The sequence below is a fragment of the Paracoccus albus genome (genome assembly GCF_027913035.1).
Lineage (GTDB): Bacteria > Pseudomonadota > Alphaproteobacteria > Rhodobacterales > Rhodobacteraceae > Paracoccus > Paracoccus albus.
The window spans coordinates 1966161-1989344 of record NZ_CP115775.1; the positions used below are offsets into that span (position 1 = coordinate 1966161).

A 23184-nucleotide genomic window follows, 5' to 3' on the forward strand; every position below is an offset into this window, starting at 1 on the left:
CTACTGCTGCGGCTGCGCCTGCTGATCCAGCAGCGGTGGCGGCATACTGGCGCGGCCGGGATCGATTGGCGCGGGTGGCACCACGCCATCCGCGGGCGGGTTCTCCTGGGCAATCGGAACATCCGGCAACTGCCCACCATCGCCGACATCGCGGTCCATCCGCTCTATCAGCTGCTGCGTGATATCGACGGCATTGGTGGCGGCCATGACCTGCCGGCGGTCAAGCACCACCCCGGCAGAGCGGTCCTGCATAATCGCAGCGATCACCGGCAGCGCGGCATCCACAAAAGCAGTGCGGTCGGCCTGCGCCCGTGTGCCCAGATCAACCGCTGCCTGCCTGCGCTCGCGCCGGACTTCCTGGGCGCGCAAGTCGAAAACCTCTGCCTTTTCCCGGAACTCCGCCGGTGAGAGCGTTTCACGCTCTGCCGCGAGGGCGCGTTCCTCACTAACGAGTTGCTCTTCCATGCGGGTGTTTTCGGCTTCGATTTCTCGCGCGGCCGCTTCGATATCGCTTTGCGCCCGCTGGCCCCATTCCGATGCAAGATAGGCCTGCTCTACATCCAGGATCAGAACCGCCGTTTGTGCAGGCAGTTGCATGGCAGGCGATGCGCCAAGGAATTGGTCCGGCCCGGTCGCCTCATTCGCGGCGGGGGGGGGTGCGGCCTGCGCTTCGCCTGCCGGTTCATCCTGCTGCGCTGCACCGGCCTGCGGCAGGCAAGCCAGTGCGACGCAAAGCGCAATCCGCCCCACCAGAAGGCGGAACGACATCAGAAGCTCGTCGACAGGGTCAGATCGAATACCTGCTCTTCGTCGTAATCCTGTTTCTCCACCGCCTTGGCGACGTTCATCCGCAGCGGGCCGATCGGCGTCGTCCAGAACAGTGACACACCGACTGCGGCGCGGGGATGCATGCTGTCATCAACCGTCACCCCGTTGGCACCCGTCGTCTTGTCCAGCCCCCAGATAGAGCCGACATCCGCGAAGATACCGCCCGTCAGGCCATACTCTTCGGGCAGGCCGATGGGGAACTGTGCCTCGGCACGGGCAACCCAGAAATAGTTGCCGCCCAATGCGTCCTCATTCGGCGCCTCCAGATCGCGAGGACCGATGCCATTGGCCTCAAAGCCACGGACACGCTGGCCACCGAAGCGGTCGATCACCCGGCTGGACTGATCGTCCAGCATGTGGATAGACCCTGCCTCGAATTCGGCACGCATTGTGACATTGGGACGCCACGCGGTGGATTCGACACCGGCAGACAGCAACGTTGTGACCGATTTTACGTCTCCGCCAAAGCCGGCGAAGTCTTGGGTGAAGCTTAGCTTCGTCGCCGTACGCGGATTCAGCCCGACACGGCGACTGTCATAATTGTAACGATAGCCAAGAGCAGAGGTCCACAGTCCGCCCTGCTCATCGACCAGGATCGGGGACGAGCCTACCAGCTCTCCGGTTTCTGGGTCGGTTCGGATTTCCTCAACATCGCGGATCGTGTCCTTGGACAGCTTGTAGTGCAGGTCCAGACGCCCCGATGCCGAGACCGGGAACTCAATCCCGGTCTGGAACCCGACAGAGCGTGTATCGAATTTGGAGTTGTCGTTATCCGTCTCGCGATACCAGGCGCCAAAGCTGAAGCGCAGGTCACGGCCAAGAAAAGCCGGTTCCGCGAAATTGAAGGTGCCCGAACGCGAACCGCTGGCGGTCGAGATGCCGATACCAAGTTCCTGCCCACGGCCAAGGAAGTTCCGCTCTGACAGGCTGGCATTCAGGCCGACGCCCGAGCTGGCACCGTAGCTTGCGCCAAATTCAAGCGAGCCGGTCGGCTGTTCTTCGACGTTCACGTCAACAATGACCTGCTGCGGGCTGGAGCCTTCGCGGGTATCGACCTGTGCATCCGCAAAATAGCCAAGCGCACGGATACGTTCGGCAGAGTTGCGGATCTCGCGCGGGTTGAAGGGGTCGCCTTCGACGGTCTGGAACTGACGGCGGATGACCTGATCAAGCGTGGTCGTGTTGCCCTCGATATCAATACGTTCCACGAAGACGCGCGGGCCGCGGGTCAGCGCAAAGACCAGATCCAGCGTCTGGTTGCGCGGGTTACGGGTCACGCGGGGCTCGATATTAACGAAATCAAGGCCCTGCTGAAGCGCAATGGTTTCCATCCGGCGGATGGTCACATCAATGATTTCCGGGCTGTACCACGCGCCCTGCCGCACACGGTTCTGGGCTGCGAAGGCCGAAGCATCGACGCCCGCGATCTCTGACACGGTATCGACCGTTCCAAAGCGATAGCGCGGGCCTTCGGTGATTGCATATGTCACGAAATAAGCGTCGCGTTCGCGGGTCAGTTCAGGTGCTACACCCTGCACCTGGAAATCAGCATAGCCCTGTCCACGATAGTAATCCGTCAGCAGTTGCTCATCCAACGCGAGGCGTTCGGGGTTATATGTATCGGCCCGAATGAAGGTCCGCAGGATACCGGCCTGCTTGGTCGCAAGCACGTTGCGCAAGCGGCGGTCAGAGAATGCACGGTTTCCGGTGAAGCCGACACGCTCGATCTCTGTCACGTCGCCTTCGCGCACCTCGAACACCAGATCGACCCGGTTACCACTGCGCGGAATGATCTTGGGATCGACGCGGGCGGCCAAACGGCCCTGCTGCGAATAGGCCTGTGCGATATTGGCTGCATCCGTTTCGGCCAGCGACGGCGAATAGACGCGGCGGGCCTGCGACTGTGTCACCTCTGCCAGCTGTTCGTCATCAATCCGGCGGTTGCCCTCAAAGCTGATCTGGTTGATCGTCGGCCATTCCTGAACGCGGATCACAAGGGTGTTGCCCTGCGGCTGAACCTCGACGCTTTCGAACAGGCCGGAATTCTGAAGGCGCTGAAGGGCATCGTTCACTTCACCCGCCGATACCTCTACCCCGTGGGTGATATTGGCAAATGAAATGATCGTCTCAGGCTCGATCCGCTCATTCCCCTCGATCCGGACCTGCGTGAAAACATAGGCATAGGCGACGGTCGGTACCGACAGGGTCGAAAACCCGGCAGCCAGCCCTACGATAAGCGCCAGCGTGCATGTGCTGCGTTTCAGTTTCATTTGGCCTGCCCCTTCGATTTGACCCTGGCGCCCTTTAGCACCTATTTTGCCGGTGAATCTACAGGGATACGGATATGGGTGTCAAAACCCCATTTGCCCGATCAGCAACGTAGATCGTTGCTGAGGCCAAAGAACATCAGCCCGACAACAAGCGCCAGCCCGATCGCGGTCAAAAGGTTCAGCGCTTTGGGTGAGGGCGGGCGGCCAGTCAGGGCCTCCCATGTATAGAAAGCCAGATGCCCGCCATCCAGAACCGGAATGGGCAGAAGGTTGAGGAAACCGATCGCAACCGACAGAACCGAGATCCACCAGACGAAGTTGCCGAAGCCCGCATTCGCCGCCTGCCCCGTGCTTTCAGCGATAGAGATCGCGCCGCCCAGATTACAGCTTCCGATCTGGCCGGTGATCATGGCCCACATGCCGGTCAGGCTGGACACGATGATATCCCAAACCTGCACCATGCCCATCCAGATCGCGGCAAAAGGACCGACAGATTCAGCGGCGGGGCTTAAATAGCTGCCTGCGGAAATTCCGATCAGCCAGCGTTTTTCGAACCCGCCCTCGGCGCTTGGGATATCCTGCTCCTTCGGCGACAGCGTGACATCGGATTCCGCCCCGTCCCGGCTGATCGTCAGATTGAGCGGGTTGCCCTGCGCGTCTTCGACATGACGGCGGATGGCATCGAAGCGCGTCACCGGCTCGTCATTGATCGCGGTGATGATATCTCCGGGCAGCAGCCCCGCCGCCGCAGCAGCACTGCCCGGCGCGACGCCACCGATCACGGGCGGCACCGGATCCGGGCCGGCGACAGTAATCTCGGCACCGTCACGCAGGACTCGCCATTCCTGGCTGCTTGCCTCGGGCAAATCGGCGGCGATGGTATAGATGTCCCCCCATTGCGTGACCTGTTGACCCCCAATCGCAAGGATCTGGTCGCCTGCCTGCAATTCGTTGGCGAAACCGGGCGGCGGTGTGACGACCTCGCCCACGGTCGGGGTCTCTACCGGAACACCACGGATCAGCATGAAAGCCGCAAAAATCAATGTGGACAGGATAAAGTTGAAAACCGGCCCCGCCGAAACCGTCGCAAAGCGCGCCCAGAGCGGCGCACCGTCCAGCGTCTGGCGGCTCAGCGCGGGGTCGACCTGTTGCGCCGCGCCTGCGCTCGCCGCATTGGAATCACCAAGAAACTTCACATAGCCGCCAAGCGGAATCGCCGCGACCTGCCACAGCGTCCCGCGCTTGTCACGGCGCGACATCAGCTTTGGCCCGAAACCCAGCGAAAAGACCTCTGCCCGGATGCCGGACCAGCGACCGACGATGTAATGGCCGTATTCATGGACCGCGACGATGATCGACAGCGCCACGAGAAAGGCGATCAGCGTCCAGATACCGCCGCCCAGTCCTGCCAGAAAATCCATCTACCGTCCCCCGTGTCGTGCAGCCCAGCCAGCCGCGATTTGCCGCGCCTGCTGATCCCAGTCCAGCACCGTCGCCAGATCACTGGGCGATGTGGTGAATCCGGCCCGGCCCGTCAAGTCGTCCAGCGTCGCCTCGACTGCACGGGCCATATCGGGAAAGCGGATGCGCCCGGCAATAAAGTCATCCAGTGCCTGCTCTTTCGCGCCGTTCAGCACCGCGCCCGCCGCGCCACCAGCCGCAATGACCTGCCGCGCCAGCCGCAGGGCGGGCCAACGTTCTTCATCCGGGGCGCGGAATGTCAGGCTGCCAATGCTGGCCAGATCCATTGGCGCGACAGGCAGGTCGATCCGCTTCGGCCAATGCAGCGCATAGCCGATGGCATGGCGCATATCGGGAGAGCCGAGATGCGCGATGTTGCCACCGTCGCGATGCGTCACAAAGGCATGGACGATGGATTCAGGATGAACCAGAACCTTGATACGCTCAGGGTCTATGCCGAAAAATTCCCGCGTCTCAATGACTTCAAGCGCCTTGTTGAACATAGAGGCACTGTCAATCGTGATCCTCTGGCCCATCGCCCAGTTGGGATGGGTCGAGGCCTCTGCCACTGTGGCCTGCGCCAACCGCTCCATCGGCCAGTCGCGAAACGCGCCGCCAGATGCGGTAATGCTGACCGACGATACATCTTCGATATTGTCCGCACCGAGCGCCTGAAAAATCGCGGAATGTTCGGAGTCGACAGGCAGAATCCTTGCGCCGGTCCGTTCGGCGGTTCCCATCACCAGGCGCCCCGCCGTCACCAGCGATTCCTTGTTCGCAAGTGCCAGCGTTCCGCCGCGCTCCAGCACACGCAGCCCTGGCGGCAACCCTGCCGCCCCCACAATGGCCGATAGTGTCCAGTCGGCAGGCATATCGGCCGCCTCGACAATCGCGGCTGGGCCTGCCGCACTGGCAATGCCGGACCCCGCCAGAGCATCGCGCAGATCGTCCAGATGTTCGGGATAGGCCGTCACGGCAATTTCTGACCGCAAAGCGCGGGCCATCTCGGCCAACCGCGCGATATTCGCGCCGCCAGTCAAGGCCATGACCCGCCAGGCCTCGGCCCCGCCGGAACGCATCAACAGATCAAAGGCGCTTTCCCCGATCGAGCCGGTCGCGCCAAGCACGGTTACGCTGCGCATTCGTTCAAACCCCGCTCAAATGCCCAGCATATACAGGATCAGCGCCACCAGAAACGCCCCTGACAGCGCGTCGAAACGGTCCATCACCCCGCCGTGTCCCGGAATCATGTTGGAACTGTCCTTGACCCCGACGCGCCGCTTCAGCCAGCTTTCCCCAATATCGCCGAATTGACCGGCCAGAGCTATTGTCGGTCCTGCGATCAGCATCGACCAATCCGATCCGCCGGTCACGAGCAGTAGGATCAGCGCGAAAAGAAATGCCCCGACCCAGCCCGCAACGGTCCCGCTCCACGTCTTCTTGGGGCTGATCGACGGCCAGAACTTGGGTCCGCCGAAATAACGGCCCGCGAAATAACCGGCAATGTCCGAGATGACGACCGTCCCCGCGATCCAGAAGGTGGTCAGCAACCCGTAATCGTTGCGGATGACGAAAAGCCCGTAGCCCGCGCCAAAGATGCCTAACGTGAACAGTGCGAAGGGGACGCGGTGCTGCGGCTGCACGCGTGGCCAGCCAAGGATGACCGGTGCAAAGGCCAGAACCGCAGCCCACCAGCCCGGCAACAGCAATGAGACCAGCATCACCACACCAGAGAGACAGGCGATGATCATCGCTTGGCTGTTATCGCCGATGGCCGCGGTCATGCGGGTCAGTTCCCACATCATCAGCCCGACAAGAACCGAAACCCCGAACATCAGCAGCAAACCATGCGAGGCCAGCAGACCAAGGCCCAGAACGGCCAGAACCACGCCGGAAATCACCCGCACCCGAAGGTCGGTCCAACTACCTTTTGTGCCAGCCTTCGTCATACGCCGCCGAAGCGACGGTCGCGCAGCCCGAAACGATCGAGGATATCCGCCAGATGTTCCGGCGTGAAGTCCGGCCACAGCGTCTGCGTGAATTCGTATTCCGCATAGGCCGCCTGCCAGGGCAGAAAGTTCGATGTCCTCGTTTCGCCAGAGGTGCGGATCACAAGATCCGGGTCCGGCGTGCCCGCCGTGTCGAGGCAGTCGGCAAGTTCGGCCTCGGTCGGGTTTTCAATCCGTCCGGCGGCAATCTTTTCGGCCAGTTTGGTGCTGGCACGGATCAGTTCGTCGCGCCCGCCGTAGTTGATTGCCACGGTCAGGTTCAGGCGGCTGTTGCCCGCCGTGCGTGCCTCGATCCCGGACATCAGTGCCTGCAACTTCGGATCAAGACGCTCTCGCCCGCCGATGAAACGCATTCGAACGCCCTCAGCCGCCAGCCCATCGGCCTCACGCTGGATATAGCGGCGAAAGATCTTCATCAGGCCCAGAACTTCCTCGGTCGAGCGTTTCCAGTTCTCGGTCGAGAAGGCGTAAACGGTCAGCCAGTTCACCCCCAGATCGGGACAGGCACGAACGATCTGCTTCACGCGTTCGGCCCCGCGCCGGTGCCCGACAAGTCGTGGCCAGCCCCGATTCTGGGCCCAACGGCCGTTGCCGTCCATAATGATCGCGACGTGGCGGGGGGGCGCTGTACTGCCCGGCTGAGGCGCGGGATTCAGAGCCATCATCAGACCTGCATGATCTCGGCCTGCTTGCTCTCCAGGGCTTCATCGACCTTACCGATCATGCGGTCCGTCAGGGACTGAACCTCATCCTCCCAAAGCTTCTGGTCGTCTTCCGACATGCCGGCGGCTTTGGCCTTCTTGATCTGATCCATACCGTCGCGGCGAACGTTGCGGATCGCGACGCGTGCATTTTCCGCATATTGCGCGGCAACCTTGGTCAGTTCGCGGCGGCGTTCCTCGTTCAGTTCGGGGATCGGCAGCATGATGATCGTGCCATTAAGCTGCGGGTTGATCCCAAGCCCCGATTCGCGGATCGCCTTTTCGACCTTGCCGACAAGCGACTTGTCCCAAACATTGATCGTGACCATGCGCGGCTCGGGCACGTTCACAGTGCCGACCTGATTGATCGGGGTGGGCGAGCCGTAAGCATCGACCATCACCGGCTCCACCATCGAGGCAGAGGCACGGCCGGTGCGCAGGCTGCCGAATTCGTGGCGCAGGGACTCCATCGCGCCGTTCATACGGCGTTCAAGGTCGTCAGTATCAATCTCGATTTCGTCGGCCATGCACGTCTCTCTCTTATACCTTTCGGCATGTTCTAACCCGACCAGCCGCGCATGGCAAAGCCCTATCGGCGGACTGACGCAGGCGTGAGATCAAACATTCATCTGCCGGGGCACCCGTATAGCGTGCGACGGCGGCCTTTCCCCAGTACACACAGTTTAAATACAATACAGCATATACTTCGAAAGCGGCGGTGACGGAGGATCGCAATTGCAACATAAGGACTGGACGGCATGGGCAAACCCCTCGCCGATTCCGGTGCGACAAGGCTGAAATTGCACGGGAGTTGCGGCAGAGCCCCCTGATTGTTCAATGACATCAATGTGAGGATCCCAGAGCCTTGCCAGCTCCGCAGAAAAGTCGATCCGTCGTCAGTTCAGGAAGTTTCAAGCTTCCCGAACATGTTGTCAGTGCTTGACCGTTTCCAAACGCGTGCTAGCGTCCTGATAAGCAAGCAAGGAACTCGTCATGGCCCTCGACCGCAAGCCCGCCCCCAACGACCTCAGCGCCTTCTGGATGCCTTTCACATCGAACCGGCAGTTCAAATCGAGCCCGCGTATGCTGGTTGGTGCGAAGGACATGCATTACACGACCTCTGACGGGCGGCAGGTGCTGGACGGAACGGCGGGGCTGTGGTGCTGCAATGCCGGCCATTGCAGGCCGAAGATCAACGAAGCCATCGCCGCGCAGGCGGCAGAGATGGACTATGCCCCGGCTTTCCAGATGGGTCATCCGGCCGCGTTTGAACTTGCCAATCGCCTGATCGACATCGCGCCCGATAATATGGCCCATGTCTTCTATGCCAATTCCGGATCGGAATCCGTCGATACGGCGCTGAAGATCGCGCTAGCCTATCACCGGGTCCGGGGTGAGGGCACACGCACCCGATTCATCGGGCGCGAAAGGGGTTATCACGGTGTCGGCTTCGGCGGTATTTCGGTGGGCGGAATCGTCAACAACCGCCGCTTCTTTGGCACGGCTCTTGGTGGGACGGATCACCTGCCTCATACGCATCTGCCGGAAAACGCCTTCACCAAAGGCATACCCGAACACGGTGCCAATCTGGCCGACGATCTGGAGCGTCTGGTGACGCTGCACGGTGCGGAAAACATCGCCGCCGTGATCGTGGAGCCGATGGCCGGCTCTACCGGTGTGCTGATCCCGCCAAAGGGCTATCTGGAAAAGCTGCGGGCCATTACCAGCAAGCACGGCATCCTGCTGATCTTTGACGAGGTTATCACCGGTTTCGGTCGCATCGGTGCCCCCTTCGCCGCGCAAAAGTTGGGCGTCCTGCCCGACATGATCACCTGCGCGAAGGGCCTGACCAATGGCGTCATCCCGATGGGTGGCGTGCTGACCACGGCAGAGATCCACGATGCCTTCATGTCCGGCCCTGAACACGCGATCGAACTGTTCCACGGCTATACCTATTCCGGCAACCCGGTCGCTTGTGCGGCTGGCCTTGCGACGCTGGATACATATGTCGAGGAAGGGCTGCTGACCCGCGCCGATGAACTGGCAGGCAAGTGGGAGGATGCGCTGCATTCGCTGAAGGGCCTGCCCCATGTCATCGACATCCGCAATATGGGCCTTGTCGGCGCGGTCGAGCTTGAGCCCATCGACGGCCAGCCCGGCAAACGCGCCTTCGATGCCTTCGTGAAAGCGTTCGAGGCAGGCATCCTGATCCGCGTCACCGGCGACATCATCGCGCTGTCCCCGCCGCTGATCGTCAGCGAAGCCCAGATCGACGAGCTGGTCGGCAAACTGGCCGAGGTGCTGAAATCGGTGGAATAGGTAAAATCGCCCAATTCGGCTGGCGGTTCGCGCTTTTTTACATGGCCTCGGCACGGATTTCCTGCTGCCAACGCTTCTGGGCGTGCCGGTTGGCGCATTGCTGGGCTGGCTGATCTTTGGTCTGGCTTTTCCGCTGGCGCCTTACGGACAGAAGGCGGCGATGCCATGAGCATGGCTGGACGCGGTCAAAGCTTGCTTCTATCAGACCGCCATGCCAGAGATTTCCCCACCCGCCGCGCCGCCCGAAACGAAACACAGCGCGCTCGACGATGCACAGGGGCTCGCCTATGGCAGCTTCATGGCGGCGCTGTCCGTCGTGGTGCTGACCCATCTGGGTTTCGTGACGGGCCAGACGGCAGGGATCGCCTTGCTGATTTCCTACGCGACGGGCTGGGACTGGGCATGGGTGTTTTTCGTTGTGAACATCCCGTTTTATTGGGTTGGCTGGAAGCGCTTCGGCACCACATTCGTCGCCAAAAGCCTGTTCGCCGTGACCGTTACCTCTGCCCTAGCGGCGATTTTGCCCCATTATATCAGCTTTGCCGAACTGAACCCGCTGCTGGGCGCGGTCATGATCGGGGCCTTCACCGGTTCCGGGCTGATTGCTCTGTTCCGTCATGGGGCCAGCCTTGGCGGAATCGGGATCGTCGGTCTGTATGTTCAGGACGCGACGGGATTTCGCGCGGGCTGGGTGCAGCTGATCGTAGACGCGCTGATCTTTGCCCTTGCACTGCTTTTGCTTGATCCCGTGGCGGTCGGCTGGTCCTTCCTTGGCGCGCTTGTCGCGAACCTGACTATTGCCATCAATCATCGCCGCGACAGGTATATCGTTTGATAATTGCAGGAACTGTTTGGAATGTCAGGACGTTGCCCCCTGAAACCGGAAAAAAGGGGACAAGAATGAACTCCATCATCTATATCGTCGGCCTCGTTGTCGTGGTGCTTTTCATCCTGTCTATGTTGGGCATGCGCTAAGCAAGGCGGCATCGCTACAAAAAGGCGCTGATGGGGAACCGTCAGCGCCTTTTTGTTATGCACAGCCACACCTCGCCACGGGTAACAGGGACATTCCCGCTGGCCTTTGCGCCTGCTCTGCGTTAGGGGGGCGCAACTTTTTCTTACAGGCCGCGTCTTATGGATATCCGCAATATCGCCATCATCGCCCATGTCGACCATGGCAAGACTACCCTCGTTGACCAGCTTCTGAAGCAATCGGGCGCATTTCGCGAAAATCAGGCCGTGGCTGAGCGCGCCATGGACAGCAACGATATCGAGCGTGAGCGCGGCATCACCATTCTGGCGAAGGCGACCTCGGTCGAATGGAAGGGCACACGGATCAATATCGTCGACACGCCCGGCCACGCCGATTTCGGCGGAGAGGTCGAACGCATCCTGTCCATGGTCGATGGTGTCTGCCTGCTGGTCGATGCCGCCGAAGGCCCGATGCCGCAGACGAAATTCGTGACCTCGAAGGCACTGGCGCTTGGGCTGAAACCCATCGTCGTTCTGAACAAGGTCGACAAGCCGGCGGCGGAGCCCGAACATGCCCTGAACGAGGTGTTCGACCTGTTTGCCAACCTTGGCGCCAGCGACGAACAGCTTGATTTCCCGCATCTTTACGCATCCGGCATCGGTGGCTGGGCCGTTGCCGATCTGGATGATGAGCGCAAGGATATGTCGGCCCTGTTCGATCTGGTCCTGAAACATGTCGACCCGCCGAAGCAGGTCGAAAAAACCGACGAACCGTTCCGGATGCTGGCAACGACGCTTGGTGCCGATCCCTTCCTTGGTCGTATCCTGACCGGCCGCGTCGAATCCGGTCGCGCCAAGGCAGGCGACACGGTCAAGGTTCTGAACCGCCAGAACGAACGGGTGGAACAGTTTCGCATTTCCAAAGTGCTGGCCTTCCGGGGCCTGACCCAGCAGCCGATTGATCTGGCTGAGGCTGGCGATATCGTCAGCCTCGCCGGTATGGCCAAGGGCACCGTCGCCGACACGATCTGCGCCCCCGAGGTTGAAGAGGCGATCCCCGCCCAGCCCATCGACCCGCCGACGATCAGCGTCACCTTCGGGATCAACGATTCGCCCTTGGCCGGTCAGGACGGCAAGAAGGTACAATCCCGCGTCATCCGTGAACGCCTGATGAAAGAGGCGGAATCCAACGTTGCGATCAAGGTCGAGGACACGCCGGGCGGCGAGGCGTTCATCGTATCGGGCCGTGGCGAATTGCAGATGGGCGTGCTGATCGAAAACATGCGCCGCGAGGGGTTTGAGCTGTCGATAAGCCGTCCCCGCGTCATCTACCGTGAGGAAGACGGCCAGCGGATGGAACCGGTCGAGGAAGCCATCATCGACGTTGATGACGATTACACCGGCGCGGTGATCGAAAAGCTGACCGGCGACCGCAAAGGCGATCTGATCGACATGCGCCCGGCCGGTCACGGCAAGACCCGCATCGTCGCCCATGTGCCGTCGCGCGGACTGATCGGCTATCACGGCGAGTTCATGACCGACACGCGCGGCAACGGTGTTCTGAACCGCATTTTCCACGGCTGGACGCCCTTCAAGGGGGCCATTCAGGGACGTCGTCAGGGCGTTCTGATCTCCATGGAGAACGGCGTTTCGGTGGCCTATGCGCTGTGGAACCTTGAAGAGCGCGGCAAGCTGTTCATCGGCGCGCAGGAACAGGTCTATACCGGCATGATCATCGGCGAGCACAGCCGCGACAACGATCTTGAGGTCAACCCGCTCAAGGGCAAGAAGCTGACCAACGTCCGCGCCTCCGGCACCGACGAGGCGGTCCGCCTGACGCCGCCCGTGCGTATGTCGCTGGAAGAGGCCATCGCCTATATCGACGATGACGAGCTGGTCGAGGTCACGCCAAAAAACATCCGGTTGCGCAAGCGTCATCTGGACCCGCATGAGCGCAAGCGGGCAGCACGTGCCGAATAAGCGAAACGGCCGGGGCAATCCCCGGCCGTTTTCATTCGCAGAAGGCGCTGCTGCCTATTCGCCGAAATTCTGCGTGATCCACCCGTTGATGCGTGTCGCGACCGGCGCCGTCTGACCGGGCGACAACACGTCCCCCGCGATCACATGCGCGGACGGGTCGTCTCCCGGTCCCATCGTCACCGGCATTTCCGTCACCGGCCCGCCCCAGCTTCCCATCGCGGCTTTCATCGCCCCGATATCGACGACCTGATCGTCATCCGACCACAGCATCAACAGCGGCTGTCTGGCATCGGCATAGCTGACGCTGTTGGCCTGTGCGACAAGCGCGGCTATCGGCAGCGTCGCTGTGATCGGGTAGCATGTCGTCCAGTATTCGCGATGCCGTTCATTGCGTGGATCAAAACAGCGCTCTCGGCCCGCGATCAATGGCAACCACTGCCGCGCCAGCGGCTGACGCAACAGGAACGCGCCGCGCGCCTTCAGCCCGAAATTGGGCGAGATCAGCACAACACCGTCAATCTGCGGTCCCAGGACAGGGTCCCGCGCCGCTTGCGTGGCAAGCGTTCCGCCCGTCGAGGTGCCGATCAGCACGACCTTTTCACCGATGCGTTTGCCGATTGCGACCGCCTCTGCCACGTCGCGGGCCCAGTCCGACACCCGCGCCTGATCCAGTGAAGCGCCGTCCAGCCCATGCCCGGCGAGCCTTGCGAAATACAGGTTCGCACCCCGCCATGCCGCGATCAGGTCAGGCACCGGCCGGATTTCCTGCGACGTGGCCGAGAAGCCGTGCAGATAAACAAGCGCAACCGGCGTTTTGGTGGCGGGCCTGCCGGCCCAAACGATCCGGCGGGAAACCTCTGGCCGGACGCCGGTTTCCTGCTGATACAGCCAGGCATCCAGATCCTCCGGCAGCTCAGCAATCTCCGGAGGCTGAAAGCGCCCCGGTTCCCGCGGACCGAAGAACCACAACAGCAGAACAAGAGCGATCAGACCTGCCAGAAGAAGCATAAACATTCTGAGTACCGGTCGCCTTTTGCGGGGTTTGGATTCAGCCTGTGCCGCGGCGGGATTGCCCCGGCGCGGCTGCTTCGCCTTCGCGGCGGATCGCTGTTTTTTTGCCGTCCTCGGCTTAGCCACGAAGTAACTCCGTCAAGGCATCCTCGATCAGACTCAGGCATTCGGGGGTGGAGAAGCGGTGATCCGCGCCCTTCACCAGCAAAAGCCGCATATCCGGGCTGTCGGCATGATCCAGCAGCCGCATCGCCCAATCGACGGGAACATCCTCGTCGGCTGTGCCCTGCAACAACCGCACCGGAAAAGGCAGGGAAAGCGGGCTTTCCAGCACGAGATGCTTCGCCCCGTCTTCGATCAGCCGGAGTGTGATGACATAGGGCTGATCGTCATATTCAGAAGGTAGTGCTATCCGGCCACTTTCGGTGACGGTTCTACGCTGTTCATCTGTAAAGCCTGCCCAGAAACCGTTCTTGGTAAAATCGGGCGCGGCGGCGATGCCGACAAGTCCCGCAACACGTTCCGGCATCGCACGCGCCACCAGCAGCGATATCCAGCCACCCATCGAGGACCCGACAAGAACCTGCGGTCCCTCCGTCAATTCGCTGATCGCCGCCATCGCATCTGCGGACCAGTCACCGATGCTGCCATCTTCGAACGCACCATCGGATTCGCCGTGGCCGGAATAGTCCAGCCGCAGAAACGCTCTGCCGGTCCGGGCCGCCCAATCGGCAAGGTATTCCGCCTTTGATCCGCGCATGTCCGACTTGAACCCGCCCAGAAAGACGACGCCCGGGCCCTGCCCCGCCTGGCGTTCATAGGCAATGCGCCGACCCTGCGGCGTTTCCAGAAATTCAGTCATCAGCGTTCCGTCAGTTTCAGCTCTATCCGGCGGTTGCGCGCACGGTTTTCCGCCGTGTCCTCTGGCGCAATGGGTCGCGTATCGGCGAATCCCGTCGGTGCCAGCCGATCAGCCGGAAAGCCCAGATCGTCTATCATATAGCGTACCACTGCAAGTGCACGGGCCTGCGACAGTTCCCAGTTGTCGCGATAACGACCCACACCGGAAAGCGGTGTGGAATCCGTATGACCATCGACGCGGATCACCCAGTCGATCTCCTCGGGGATGGTGTCCGAGATTTCCTGAAGCATGGATGAAACACGCGCGACGCTGGTTTCGCCCGCCTCGGACAAGGTGGCTTCGCCCGTGCCGAACAGCACCTCGGACTGGAAGACAAAGCGGTCGCCGACAACCTGAACCCCTTCGCGTCCCTGAAGGATTTCGCTGAGCCTGCCGAAGAACTCCGAGCGATAGCGGGCCAGATCGGCGGCCTCCTCCTCCAGCCGGATACGTTCGGCCTCTTCCAGTGCCAGACGCTGGCGCTGCTCTTCCGAGGCTTGCAGCAATGCCGCATTCAACTGGGCGCCAAGCTCTTCCAGCTTGATCTCTGTTTCCGCATCGTCCGAACGGCTGATATCCAACGCACGCTGGATAGAGGCAAGCTGCGTGTTCAGCTCTGCCACCTGCTCGTTCAGAAGCGCAACCCGGCGTTGCGCCTCGGTCGAGGCTTCTTCCTGAGAGGCCAGCTGCTCTTGCGCGAGGGCCAGCAGCGCTGCCTGCCGCTCTGCCTCTGTCGCGCTTTGTTCGGCCTTGGTGCTAAGCTCAGCGCGGGCGGCATCGGCTGCGGCCAGAAGGGTCAGCGTGTCTTCAGCTTCCTGACGGCTTTGTTCCAGCGACAGGGTCATTGCGGTCAGTTCAGCCTCTGAATCGCGCAGCTGCTGACGCAGCCTTTCAGCCGCCGCAGCCTCGGCAATGCGGTTCTGCTCCGCCTCGGACAGTTGCGACCCGGTTGCCGCCAATTGCGCCTGTGCCTCTGTCAGTGCTGCGGCGGTTTCGGTATTCTGCGCCTCCAGATCACGGGTAAGCGCTTCCAAAGCCTCACGCCGGGCAATGGCCAGCCTTGCCTCTTGCTCCTGCTTGTCAACTTCTGTCCGGGCGACGCTCAACGCCTGTTGCGCGCGTTCAAGCGATCCTTGTGTGGTCTCCAGCGTCTGCTCACTCAGCGCCAGTGCCTGCTCGCGCGATGCAAGGGTTTGTTGCGTCGAAGCCAGGGTCTGCTGCGTGCGGTTCAGTTCAGCCTCGGCGACACCGGCACGCCGCGCCTCTGCGTCGCGGGACGCAATCAGCCTTGCAATCTGAGATTCGAAATCACTGATCTGCTCTTGTGCCTCGGTCAGGCTGGATTGAGCGGCTTCGCGTTCCCGTTGGGCAATAGACAGTGTTCCGGTCAGTCCGGCGACCTGCTCGCTCAACTGGCCAAGCTGGCTTTCCTGACGATCAACCGTATCGCGCAGCACCGACTGGACGACCATGAAGATGGTGATGACAAACATCAGCACCATCAGCAGCGCCGTCATCGCATCGACGAAGCCCGGCCAGATCGTTGATGAAAAGCGGTTTCCGCCCCTGCTGCGCGACAGTGCCATCACTGGCCTCCAAGGGCACGAAGCGCCTCTGTCAGTTCGACGATTTCGCGCCGCAGGTCTTCGGTCGACAGATGCCGCGCAGCCGCCGTTTCTTCAACCAGCCGGCCCATCGCGTCGTCAATGGAGCGCAGATGCACCCGCGATTCATCATCCTGATAACCCTGACCGCCGCGCCGTGCATCCATGCTTGCCAGCCGCTCCTGCGCCTCGGCCAGACGGGCCATGATCCGGTTCGCCTCTGCCCTTTCTTCTGGCAGACGTTCCCCGGCCCGGACCAGCCTGTCCTGCCCTTCGGCAAGACGGCTCAGCGCGATACTGATTCCCGACATATCGGGCTGACGCGCCTCTGCGGCGCGGATCAGACGGTCCTGCCCTTCGTTGATCTGGGCCATGGCCTTCGCCATCTCGCCAAGGTTGGACACATTGGCCTCGGAATCGTCCAGCATGAACTGGCCCAGACGTTCCACATTACGGGCCATCAGCAGGACACGTTCATCGGCCTCGATCGCTTCTTGTTCCCGGATTTCGTCGCGCTCGGCATAGAACGCCTGCAAATCCCCCATTTGTTGGGCGATCTGGTCAAGGAAACCCATCAGGCTGGCCTGATCCAGCCTTTCGCCATCGTCACCGGCGATACCCAGCCGCGTGAATCCGGAAAGCCATTCCTCCAGCTCGCGGTAAAAACGGTTCTGGCCATGCGTTGCGAACAGTTCCAGAAGCCCGACGACCAGCGATCCCGCCAGACCCAGCAGAGAGGACGAAAACGCAACCGCCATCCCGCCAAGCTGTGCCTCAAGCCCGGTCATCAGCTTTTCAAAGACCTGCATTCCCGTCTCGCCCTCTTGCGGGGCCAGGGCGCGGATCGTGTCGACCACGGCGGGAACCGTGGTGGCAAGCCCATAGAAGGTCCCAAGCAGGCCAAGGAAGATCAGCAGGTTCGACAGGTAGCGAGTAATATCCCGCGCCTCATCAATGCGGGTCGCCACCGATTCAAGGATAGAGCTTGCCGATCCCGTCGAAATCACACCGCCAACCGGGCCCCGCGCGCCCAGCAAGGCCGCAAGCGGCGCCAACAGCCGCGGCGCGCGATCTTCGCCATCGCCCAGTGCCGCAACGCCACGTTCTGTCGCGTTTCTGCGCCGTTCTGCAAAGCGCTCGATCCAGCTGACCGACTGGATCAGTTGCGCAACCTGCCAGAAGCAGGCCAGCACGCCGATCACGAACACAGTCAGGATCAGCCCGTTCAGCCACGGGTTCGCGGCAAAGATCGGCAAAATGCGGCCATAGGCGAACCAGCCGCCGAAACCGACCAGAACCGAGACGATCAGCATCAGCACGATCTGCCGCACGGGCTGGCTGAAATGGGGTTGCGCCATGCGACGCTCTTGCGCGCGCCGCGCCGTCAGCCGCCGCGTCCGTCGCGGCGCGGGATCGGTGACGCTGCGCCCCGTCGCCGCTGCCGCCCGCATCTCATCCGCGGGACGGTTGCCATCGCCTGCTGTCGGGCCGGTTGCCTTTTCGGCGTCTGGCTTTCCTTCAGGCGGTGTATCGGAATTCATATGGCGTCTCCGGACGGGTGCAAGATCGCGGCGAGTTTAACAGTCGTGCAGGCCCTGCCAAGCATTCATTCGTGATCTCAACCGCATAGGCGCCTGACCTGCGCGGCCAGTGCCTCCATGTCGGAATCGGGCAGGCCGATCTCCTGCAAATGGGCGGCGGTGTTGAACAGATAATCGCGGTTAGGTCCGCGCCCACCCTCGGCACCGGCGATGATGCGTGCCTGTTCTTCAACGCACAGACCGCCTGCATATTGCCAGTGATCGGGCTGCATGACATAGCCGATGGCATTCACCTCTCGCCCATCGCTCAGCAAAAGCGGCAAAACCTCTTCACGGTAAGCGTCCGTCAGGAGTTCGCGCGCACGCACATCTGCCAGCACCCGAGGCCAGTCGGCATCCGTGATGCGCAGCGCCACCCCACGGCACGAGGCACCCTTGCTGGCATCCAGCCCCAGCACCAGACCGGGGTTCTCATATGTCCCGCGATATTCGACGGATCGCAGGCAAAAACTGCGGTGAAACCCTTCCACCGTTGCAACGGCACGCTCTGCCACCTCAAAGCCCGGATCCCACATCAGGGAACCATAGGCGAACAACCAGTTCTGATCGCGCATCTCTGCCTCTTTCCTCAACGGCCATTCTAGGCTTACATGCTGCCGGTTCAAGCGTCGGGCGAATAAACGGAGATTGGCGTGAAGAAATTGCTGATCATATTGGCAATCCTCGTGATTCTGCTGAGCGGAGCCTGGTATGGCGCCGAAACATGGATGAGCAGGCTTGCCCGTGATGCGATTGCGGGCAGGCAAGATGTGTCAGCCGAGATCACGCCGATGCGAAAGGCGGGCATGCTGGGTCTGCAATTGCAGAATGTCGAGCTTGCGGGCGGGAACGGACAGGCCAGCTTTCCCGATGCGCAGACCTATGTCAGTTGGCGCGCGCCATCTACCTTGGCGGTCGACCTGCCCGATCAGGTCACGCTTCGTCCCGCAAATGGCGCACCCACGACTATCGCGCTGTCGCAGGGGCAAGCCGTAACCACGATTGCCGCAACGCGCGGTTTCGCGATCAGCCATGTCGGGCTGACCGGTCGCGAGGTCATGATCGACGAAATCCCTGTTGCGGATGCCATTGATGTAACCGCCGATCTGACACATCGGGGCGGCGCGGCCCCAGCCGGTTCCGTGGCATCCTATCGCGTTAACCTGTCCGGGTCGGGGCTCGCCTTCGGCGCGCTGCCCGAGCGGCTGGATGTCTTCGGCCCCGTTCAGGTCTGGCTGGACGGCTTGCCGGATCGTGCCACGCTGGATGGCAGCGCACCGCCGCCTCAACTCACAGGGTTGCAGACCCAAAACCTGACATTCACCCTGGGTGAGATGACCGCACGCCTGACCGGCCGGGTCGAGGCTGACGCCGAAGGTTTCGCAAGCGGGCAGGCCGCGATTTACACGACAGACGGGCCGGCCTTTGTCGAAGCCGCCGTACAGGCCGGGCTGCTGCCACAGGATGTCGCGGGACCGCTTCAGGCCATCCTGACGCGCGCTGCGGGGGAACCTGCCGATGCCGATCCCGATGACGCAACGCCAGAGAACACCGATGAGAACGCGCTCGCTGATGAGGTCGTGACGCTGCCACCCGCCGCTCCGGGAGAGGTCCGCCTGCCGATATTCATGCAGGACGGCATGATGCGGTTTGGCCCCGTGCCGCTAGGTCCTGCCCCTCGCATCGCAGGATTCTAGGCGCGTCAGCCCCCGGTCTCAGGCACATCCGCTTTCGCGGCTCTCGACCTCAATCGTCGCATGGTTGATGCCAAAGCGTTCGGCAAGCAACTGTTTTGCGCCCGCGATAACAGGCGTGAAATCCACGCCATCCTCAATCACCAGATGCATCTCGGCAGAGCTTCGCTTTTCGTCGATCTGCCAGATATGCAGGTGATGCGCCTCGACCACGCCCGGCAGTTCGGCCATCGCCTGCTTTACCTTATCGGCGTCGGTGCCGGGCGGTGCGCCCAGCATCAGGATGCGCAAGACCGGCCTGATATCGCCCGCCACATGCCACAGGATCGCGACCGAGATCAGGATCGTCAGGATCGGATCGACCCGCATCCAGCCAAACGCCCAGACGAGCGCGCCGCCGATGATAACCGCAACAGACACGCCTGCATCGGTCAGGTTATGCAGCAAGGCCGCACGCAGGTTCAGACTGTTCTTGGCGCTGCGCCAGACAAGCGCCGCCGTCGCAAGATCAATCACGACCGCCAGACCGGCCAGCAGCATCACGACACCCCCGGCAACAGCGGGCGGATCCGACAAACGCATGATCGCCTCATATCCAAGCCAGATCGAGATGACGACCAGGCTGGCATAATTCACGAATGCTGCAATGATTTCAGATCTCTGCCAACCAAAGCTCATCTCCGATGAAGCGCCGCGCTTTGCCAGTCGTCGCGCACCGAATGCCAGCACAAGCGCCATCGCATCCGACAGGTTATGAACGCCATCGGCAATCAACGCGACCGAATCTGCCCACCAACCGCCAAGGATCTGGGCACCGGTCAAGACAAGGTTGACCACCACCGCCCAAAGGATCGCACGGTCGCTGCCGAACTGTTCGGCATGTGAATGCCCGTGCCCGCCATGTCCGTGGCTGTGGACCGAATGGTCATGCCCGGAATGATCGTGGTCCGAATGGTCATGGCCGGAATGGTCCCCGGCCTGATGATCGTGCTCGTCGATTTTGCGGTTCTCTGCCATCAATGCGCCTCTGCCCAGCTTTCGCCTGTCCCTGCGTCAACAACCAGCGGAACCGATAGTTTCACCGCAGGCTCGGCGGCACCCTCCATCACGTCGCGGGCGGCAGCGATCAGATCATCGACCGCGTTATCTTCCACCTCGAACACCAGTTCATCATGGACCTGTAACAGCATCTTTGCAGGCAGCCTGCCAATTGCATCCGGCATCCGGATCATTGCCCGGCGAATAATATCCGCTGCCGCCCCCTGAATCGGCGCGTTGATCGCGGCGCGCCGCGCACCGCCTGCCGCCGGCCCCTTGGTGTTGATGCCCGGCGTCATGATGCGGCGACCAAAGATCGTGCGCACGAAGCCGTCGCGCTTCGCATCCGCGACCGTGCTGTCCATATAGGCGCGGATTTCGGGGAAACGCTCGAAATAAGTGTCGATGAAGGCCTGCGCCTCGGCCCGCGGGATGCGCAGATTGCGCGACAGGCCGAAGCCCGAGATGCCATAGATCACCCCGAAATTGATCGCCTTGGCCTGACGGCGGATCATCGGGTCCATGCCCTCGATCGGGACGTTGAACATTTGCGAGGCCGTCATGGCGTGAATGTCGATCCCGTCGCGGAAGGCCTGTTTCAGCGCCGGAATATCTGCCACATGGGCCAGAATCCGCAGCTCGATCTGGCTGTAATCGAGCGCGACCAGCCTGTGCCCCGGCGTGGCGATGAAGGCCTCGCGGATGCGGCGGCCCTCTTCGGTGCGGATCGGGATGTTCTGCAAATTCGGCTCGGTCGAGGCGAGCCGCCCGGTCTGCGCCCCGGTGATGGAATAGGACGTATGGACCCGCCCTGTATCGGCATTCACATGGGTTTGCAGCGCGTCGGTATAGGTGGATTTCAGCTTGGACATACCGCGCCAATCCAGCACGCGGGCTGGCAGGTCATGGCCCTCGGCGGCCAGATCCTCCAGCACATCGGCGCTTGTCGAATAAGCGCCGGTCTTGCCCTGCTTGCCGCCCGCAAGCCCCATCTTGTCGAACAGGATTTCGCCAAGTTGCTTCGGGGAACCCACGTTGAATTTCTGCCCGGCGAGTTCGTGGATCTCATCCTCAAGCCCTGCCATTTTCTGCGCGAACACATTTGACATGCGCGACAGATGTTCCGGATCGACCTTGATCCCAGCCATCTCCATTTCTGCCAGCACCGGCACCATCGGGCGTTCCAGCGTCTCATAAGCCGTCGTCACCGCATTGGGCACAAGCTGCGGGCGCAGCATCTGCCACAGCCGCCATCTCACCTCGGCATCCTCGGCGGCATAGGGCGCGGCCTTGGCGATCTCGACCTGCTCGAACCCGATCTGCGACTTGCCCGAGCCTATCAGATCCTTGATGGGCATCGTTGTATGTCCCAGCACCCGCTCGGACAGCGCATCCATGCCGTGACCGCCATCCCCGGCGGACAGCGCATAGGACAGCAACATCGTATCCTCAATCGGCGTCATACGGATGCCGAGCCGGGCGAGGATCTTCCAATCATACTTGATGTTCTGCCCGATCTTCAGGATCGACGCATCCTCCAGCACCGGCTTCAGCTTTTTCAGCACCAGATCGGCGTCAAGCTGCCCCTCGGCCTTGTCGCCGGATCCAAACAGATCGCCCCCGCCCGCGACATGGCCGACCGGGATGTAACAGGCCTGCCCCGCCGCCACGCAAAGCGAGATGCCAACCAGATCGGCGGTCATTTCGTTCAGCCCGGTGGTCTCGGTATCGATGGCCACCGCACCGGCATCGAGGATCAGCCCGATCCACGCATCAAGCGCTTCTTCGGTGGTCACGGTCTCATAGCCATCAAGCTTTATTTCCGGCCAGTCCGGCCCGGTCGCAGCCTCACCCTGCGGCGCGGCGGGCGTATCGGGCACGGCGGGGGCCTCGACCTCGAATTTCTCGGCCACGCGATTGGTCAGCGTGCGGAACTCCATCTGGGTCAGGAAACCCAGCAACGCCTCAGGCTCGGGGTCGCGCAGTTCCAGCGAATCCAGCGAGAAATCCAGCGGGGTCTCACAATCCAGTTGCACCAGCTTTTTCGACACCCGGATCTGTTCAGCGAAATCGATCAGGGTCTGGCGGCGCTTGGGCTGCTTGATCTCACCCGCGCGGTCCAGCAGCGTTTCCAGATCGCCATATTCATTGATCAGCAGCGCCGCCGTCTTGATCCCGATCCCCGGCGCGCCGGGCACGTTATCGACCGAATCCCCGGCAAGCGCCTGTATATCAACGACCCGATCCGGTCCGACGCCAAATTTTTCCTCGACCTCCTCCGGGCCGATTTCCTTGTTCTTGATCGGGTCCAGCATCGTCACGCCGCCGCCGACAAGCTGCATCAGGTCCTTGTCCGAACTGATGATCGTCGCCCGCCCGCCCGCATCCCGCGCCTGGCAGGCAAGCGTCGCGATGATGTCGTCGGCCTCGAAGCTTTCGATTTCGATGCAGGCGATGTTGAAGGCCCGCGTCGCCTCACGGGTCAGCGGGAATTGCGGCTTCAGGTCCTCCGGCAGGGGCGGACGGTTCGCCTTGTACTCGGCGTAAATGTCATTGCGGAAGGTCTTCGAACTGTGATCGAAAATCACCGCGACATGGGTCGGCGCATCGCCCCCCTTGGCGTCCTGCACATATTTCCACAGCATATTACTGAATCCCGCCACCGCACCGATGGGCACCCCATCGGATTTGCGAGTCAGCGGCGGCAGCGCGTGGTAGGCGCGGAAAATGAAGGCAGAGCCGTCGATCAGGTGAAGGTTATGGCCCTTGCCGAAGCTCATGATATGCGTCCTTTCGCGGCTGTCGCGTCGTTTTGC

General features: G+C 61.8%; 18 protein-coding genes. 4 read left to right on the forward strand and 14 right to left on the reverse strand.

Annotated features, from left to right (window positions below):
* The 7 genes from PAF20_RS09835 to frr all read right to left on the reverse strand — a co-directional run bounded on the left by PAF20_RS09835 (position 1) and on the right by frr (position 7796).
* Complete coding sequence (locus tag PAF20_RS09835) at positions 1-768, reverse strand: OmpH/Skp family outer membrane protein (protein ID WP_271070487.1); 768 nt, start codon at positions 766-768, stop codon at positions 1-3.
* A complete protein-coding gene (bamA, locus tag PAF20_RS09840) occupies positions 768-3098 on the reverse strand; it encodes an outer membrane protein assembly factor BamA (RefSeq protein WP_271070488.1) in 2331 nt (776 codons plus the stop codon). Before bamA ends, PAF20_RS09835 begins: the two co-directional genes overlap by 1 nt.
* Positions 3099-3199: 101 nt before the next feature.
* The gene (gene rseP, locus PAF20_RS09845) at positions 3200-4519 is read right to left on the reverse strand and encodes an RIP metalloprotease RseP (RefSeq protein ID WP_271070489.1); all 1320 of its coding nucleotides are present in this window, start codon (positions 4517-4519) and stop codon (positions 3200-3202) included.
* Positions 4520-5701: a 1-deoxy-D-xylulose-5-phosphate reductoisomerase gene (dxr, locus tag PAF20_RS09850; protein WP_271070490.1), complete on the reverse strand. Its 1182-nt coding sequence runs from the start codon at positions 5699-5701 to the stop codon at positions 4520-4522.
* Positions 5702-5716: 15 nt separating this feature from the next.
* On the reverse strand, positions 5717-6508 hold the full coding sequence (locus tag PAF20_RS09855) for a phosphatidate cytidylyltransferase (protein ID WP_271070491.1): 792 nt from the start codon (positions 6506-6508) through the stop codon (positions 5717-5719).
* The gene (gene uppS / locus PAF20_RS09860; RefSeq protein WP_434802915.1) at positions 6505-7233 is read right to left on the reverse strand and encodes a polyprenyl diphosphate synthase; all 729 of its coding nucleotides are present in this window, start codon (positions 7231-7233) and stop codon (positions 6505-6507) included. The genes PAF20_RS09855 and uppS overlap by 4 nt, the downstream gene beginning before the upstream one ends.
* Positions 7233-7796 (reverse strand): ribosome recycling factor, encoded by a 564-nt coding sequence (gene frr / locus PAF20_RS09865; protein ID WP_271070492.1) that lies wholly within the window; start codon positions 7794-7796, stop codon positions 7233-7235. The genes uppS and frr overlap by 1 nt, the downstream gene beginning before the upstream one ends.
* Before the next feature lie 466 nt (positions 7797-8262).
* Here frr and aptA point away from each other — a divergent pair, with 466 nt between their 5' ends.
* The 3 genes from aptA to typA all read left to right on the forward strand — a co-directional run bounded on the left by aptA (position 8263) and on the right by typA (position 12540).
* A complete protein-coding gene (gene aptA / locus PAF20_RS09870) occupies positions 8263-9588 on the forward strand; it encodes an omega-aminotransferase AptA (protein ID WP_271070493.1) in 1326 nt (441 codons plus the stop codon).
* A gap of 211 nt (positions 9589-9799) precedes the next feature.
* Positions 9800-10423, forward strand: a complete 624-nt coding sequence (locus PAF20_RS09875; RefSeq protein ID WP_271070494.1) for a YitT family protein — start codon at positions 9800-9802, stop codon at positions 10421-10423.
* 299 nt (positions 10424-10722) lie between these two features.
* Positions 10723-12540 (forward strand): translational GTPase TypA, encoded by a 1818-nt coding sequence (gene typA / locus PAF20_RS09880; RefSeq protein ID WP_271070495.1) that lies wholly within the window; start codon positions 10723-10725, stop codon positions 12538-12540.
* Between the two features lie 54 nt (positions 12541-12594).
* Here the strand turns inward: typA and PAF20_RS09885 are convergent, their stop codons facing one another.
* The 5 genes from PAF20_RS09885 to PAF20_RS09905 all read right to left on the reverse strand — a co-directional run bounded on the left by PAF20_RS09885 (position 12595) and on the right by PAF20_RS09905 (position 18211).
* Entirely contained in the window at positions 12595-13554 is a 960-nt protein-coding gene (locus PAF20_RS09885) for an alpha/beta hydrolase (protein ID WP_271070496.1), read from the reverse strand.
* Between the two features lie 115 nt (positions 13555-13669).
* Positions 13670-14413, reverse strand: coding sequence for an alpha/beta hydrolase (locus PAF20_RS09890; protein WP_271070497.1), 744 nt, complete (start codon positions 14411-14413; stop codon positions 13670-13672).
* A complete protein-coding gene (locus PAF20_RS09895) occupies positions 14413-16038 on the reverse strand; it encodes a peptidoglycan -binding protein (RefSeq protein WP_271070498.1) in 1626 nt (541 codons plus the stop codon). Before PAF20_RS09895 ends, PAF20_RS09890 begins: the two co-directional genes overlap by 1 nt.
* A complete protein-coding gene (locus tag PAF20_RS09900; protein WP_434802916.1) occupies positions 16038-17597 on the reverse strand; it encodes a hypothetical protein in 1560 nt (519 codons plus the stop codon). The genes PAF20_RS09895 and PAF20_RS09900 overlap by 1 nt, the downstream gene beginning before the upstream one ends.
* 77 nt (positions 17598-17674) lie before the next feature.
* A complete protein-coding gene (locus PAF20_RS09905) occupies positions 17675-18211 on the reverse strand; it encodes a gamma-glutamylcyclotransferase (protein WP_271070499.1) in 537 nt (178 codons plus the stop codon).
* A gap of 78 nt (positions 18212-18289) precedes the next feature.
* Between PAF20_RS09905 and PAF20_RS09910 the strand changes: the two genes are divergently transcribed.
* A complete protein-coding gene (locus PAF20_RS09910) occupies positions 18290-19333 on the forward strand; it encodes a DUF2125 domain-containing protein (protein ID WP_271070500.1) in 1044 nt (347 codons plus the stop codon).
* Positions 19334-19351: 18 nt separating this feature from the next.
* On the opposite strand, the gene PAF20_RS09915 is transcribed toward PAF20_RS09910, so the two are convergent.
* Positions 19352-20347: a cation diffusion facilitator family transporter gene (locus PAF20_RS09915; RefSeq protein ID WP_271070501.1), complete on the reverse strand. Its 996-nt coding sequence runs from the start codon at positions 20345-20347 to the stop codon at positions 19352-19354.
* Positions 20347-23148 (reverse strand): DNA polymerase I, encoded by a 2802-nt coding sequence (gene polA / locus PAF20_RS09920; RefSeq protein WP_271070502.1) that lies wholly within the window; start codon positions 23146-23148, stop codon positions 20347-20349. Before polA ends, PAF20_RS09915 begins: the two co-directional genes overlap by 1 nt.
* Between the last annotated feature and the right edge of the window lie 36 nt (positions 23149-23184).

Coding starts and splice junctions, on each gene's coding strand:
- PAF20_RS09835 (WP_271070487.1), bottom strand. CDS start 768: ATGTCGTTCCGCCTTCTGGTGGGGCGGATTGCGCTTTGCGTCGCACTG.
- bamA (WP_271070488.1), bottom strand. CDS start 3,098: ATGAAACTGAAACGCAGCACATGCACGCTGGCGCTTATCGTAGGGCTG.
- rseP (WP_271070489.1), bottom strand. CDS start 4,519: ATGGATTTTCTGGCAGGACTGGGCGGCGGTATCTGGACGCTGATCGCC.
- dxr (WP_271070490.1), bottom strand. CDS start 5,701: ATGCGCAGCGTAACCGTGCTTGGCGCGACCGGCTCGATCGGGGAAAGC.
- PAF20_RS09855 (WP_271070491.1), bottom strand. CDS start 6,508: ATGACGAAGGCTGGCACAAAAGGTAGTTGGACCGACCTTCGGGTGCGG.
- uppS (WP_434802915.1), bottom strand. CDS start 7,233: ATGATGGCTCTGAATCCCGCGCCTCAGCCGGGCAGTACAGCGCCCCCC.
- frr (WP_271070492.1), bottom strand. CDS start 7,796: ATGGCCGACGAAATCGAGATTGATACTGACGACCTTGAACGCCGTATG.
- aptA (WP_271070493.1), top strand. CDS start 8,263: ATGGCCCTCGACCGCAAGCCCGCCCCCAACGACCTCAGCGCCTTCTGG.
- PAF20_RS09875 (WP_271070494.1), top strand. CDS start 9,800: ATGCCAGAGATTTCCCCACCCGCCGCGCCGCCCGAAACGAAACACAGC.
- typA (WP_271070495.1), top strand. CDS start 10,723: ATGGATATCCGCAATATCGCCATCATCGCCCATGTCGACCATGGCAAG.
- PAF20_RS09885 (WP_271070496.1), bottom strand. CDS start 13,554: ATGTTTATGCTTCTTCTGGCAGGTCTGATCGCTCTTGTTCTGCTGTTG.
- PAF20_RS09890 (WP_271070497.1), bottom strand. CDS start 14,413: ATGACTGAATTTCTGGAAACGCCGCAGGGTCGGCGCATTGCCTATGAA.
- PAF20_RS09895 (WP_271070498.1), bottom strand. CDS start 16,038: ATGGCACTGTCGCGCAGCAGGGGCGGAAACCGCTTTTCATCAACGATC.
- PAF20_RS09900 (WP_434802916.1), bottom strand. CDS start 17,597: ATGAATTCCGATACACCGCCTGAAGGAAAGCCAGACGCCGAAAAGGCA.
- PAF20_RS09905 (WP_271070499.1), bottom strand. CDS start 18,211: ATGCGCGATCAGAACTGGTTGTTCGCCTATGGTTCCCTGATGTGGGAT.
- PAF20_RS09915 (WP_271070501.1), bottom strand. CDS start 20,347: ATGGCAGAGAACCGCAAAATCGACGAGCACGATCATCAGGCCGGGGAC.
- polA (WP_271070502.1), bottom strand. CDS start 23,148: ATGAGCTTCGGCAAGGGCCATAACCTTCACCTGATCGACGGCTCTGCC.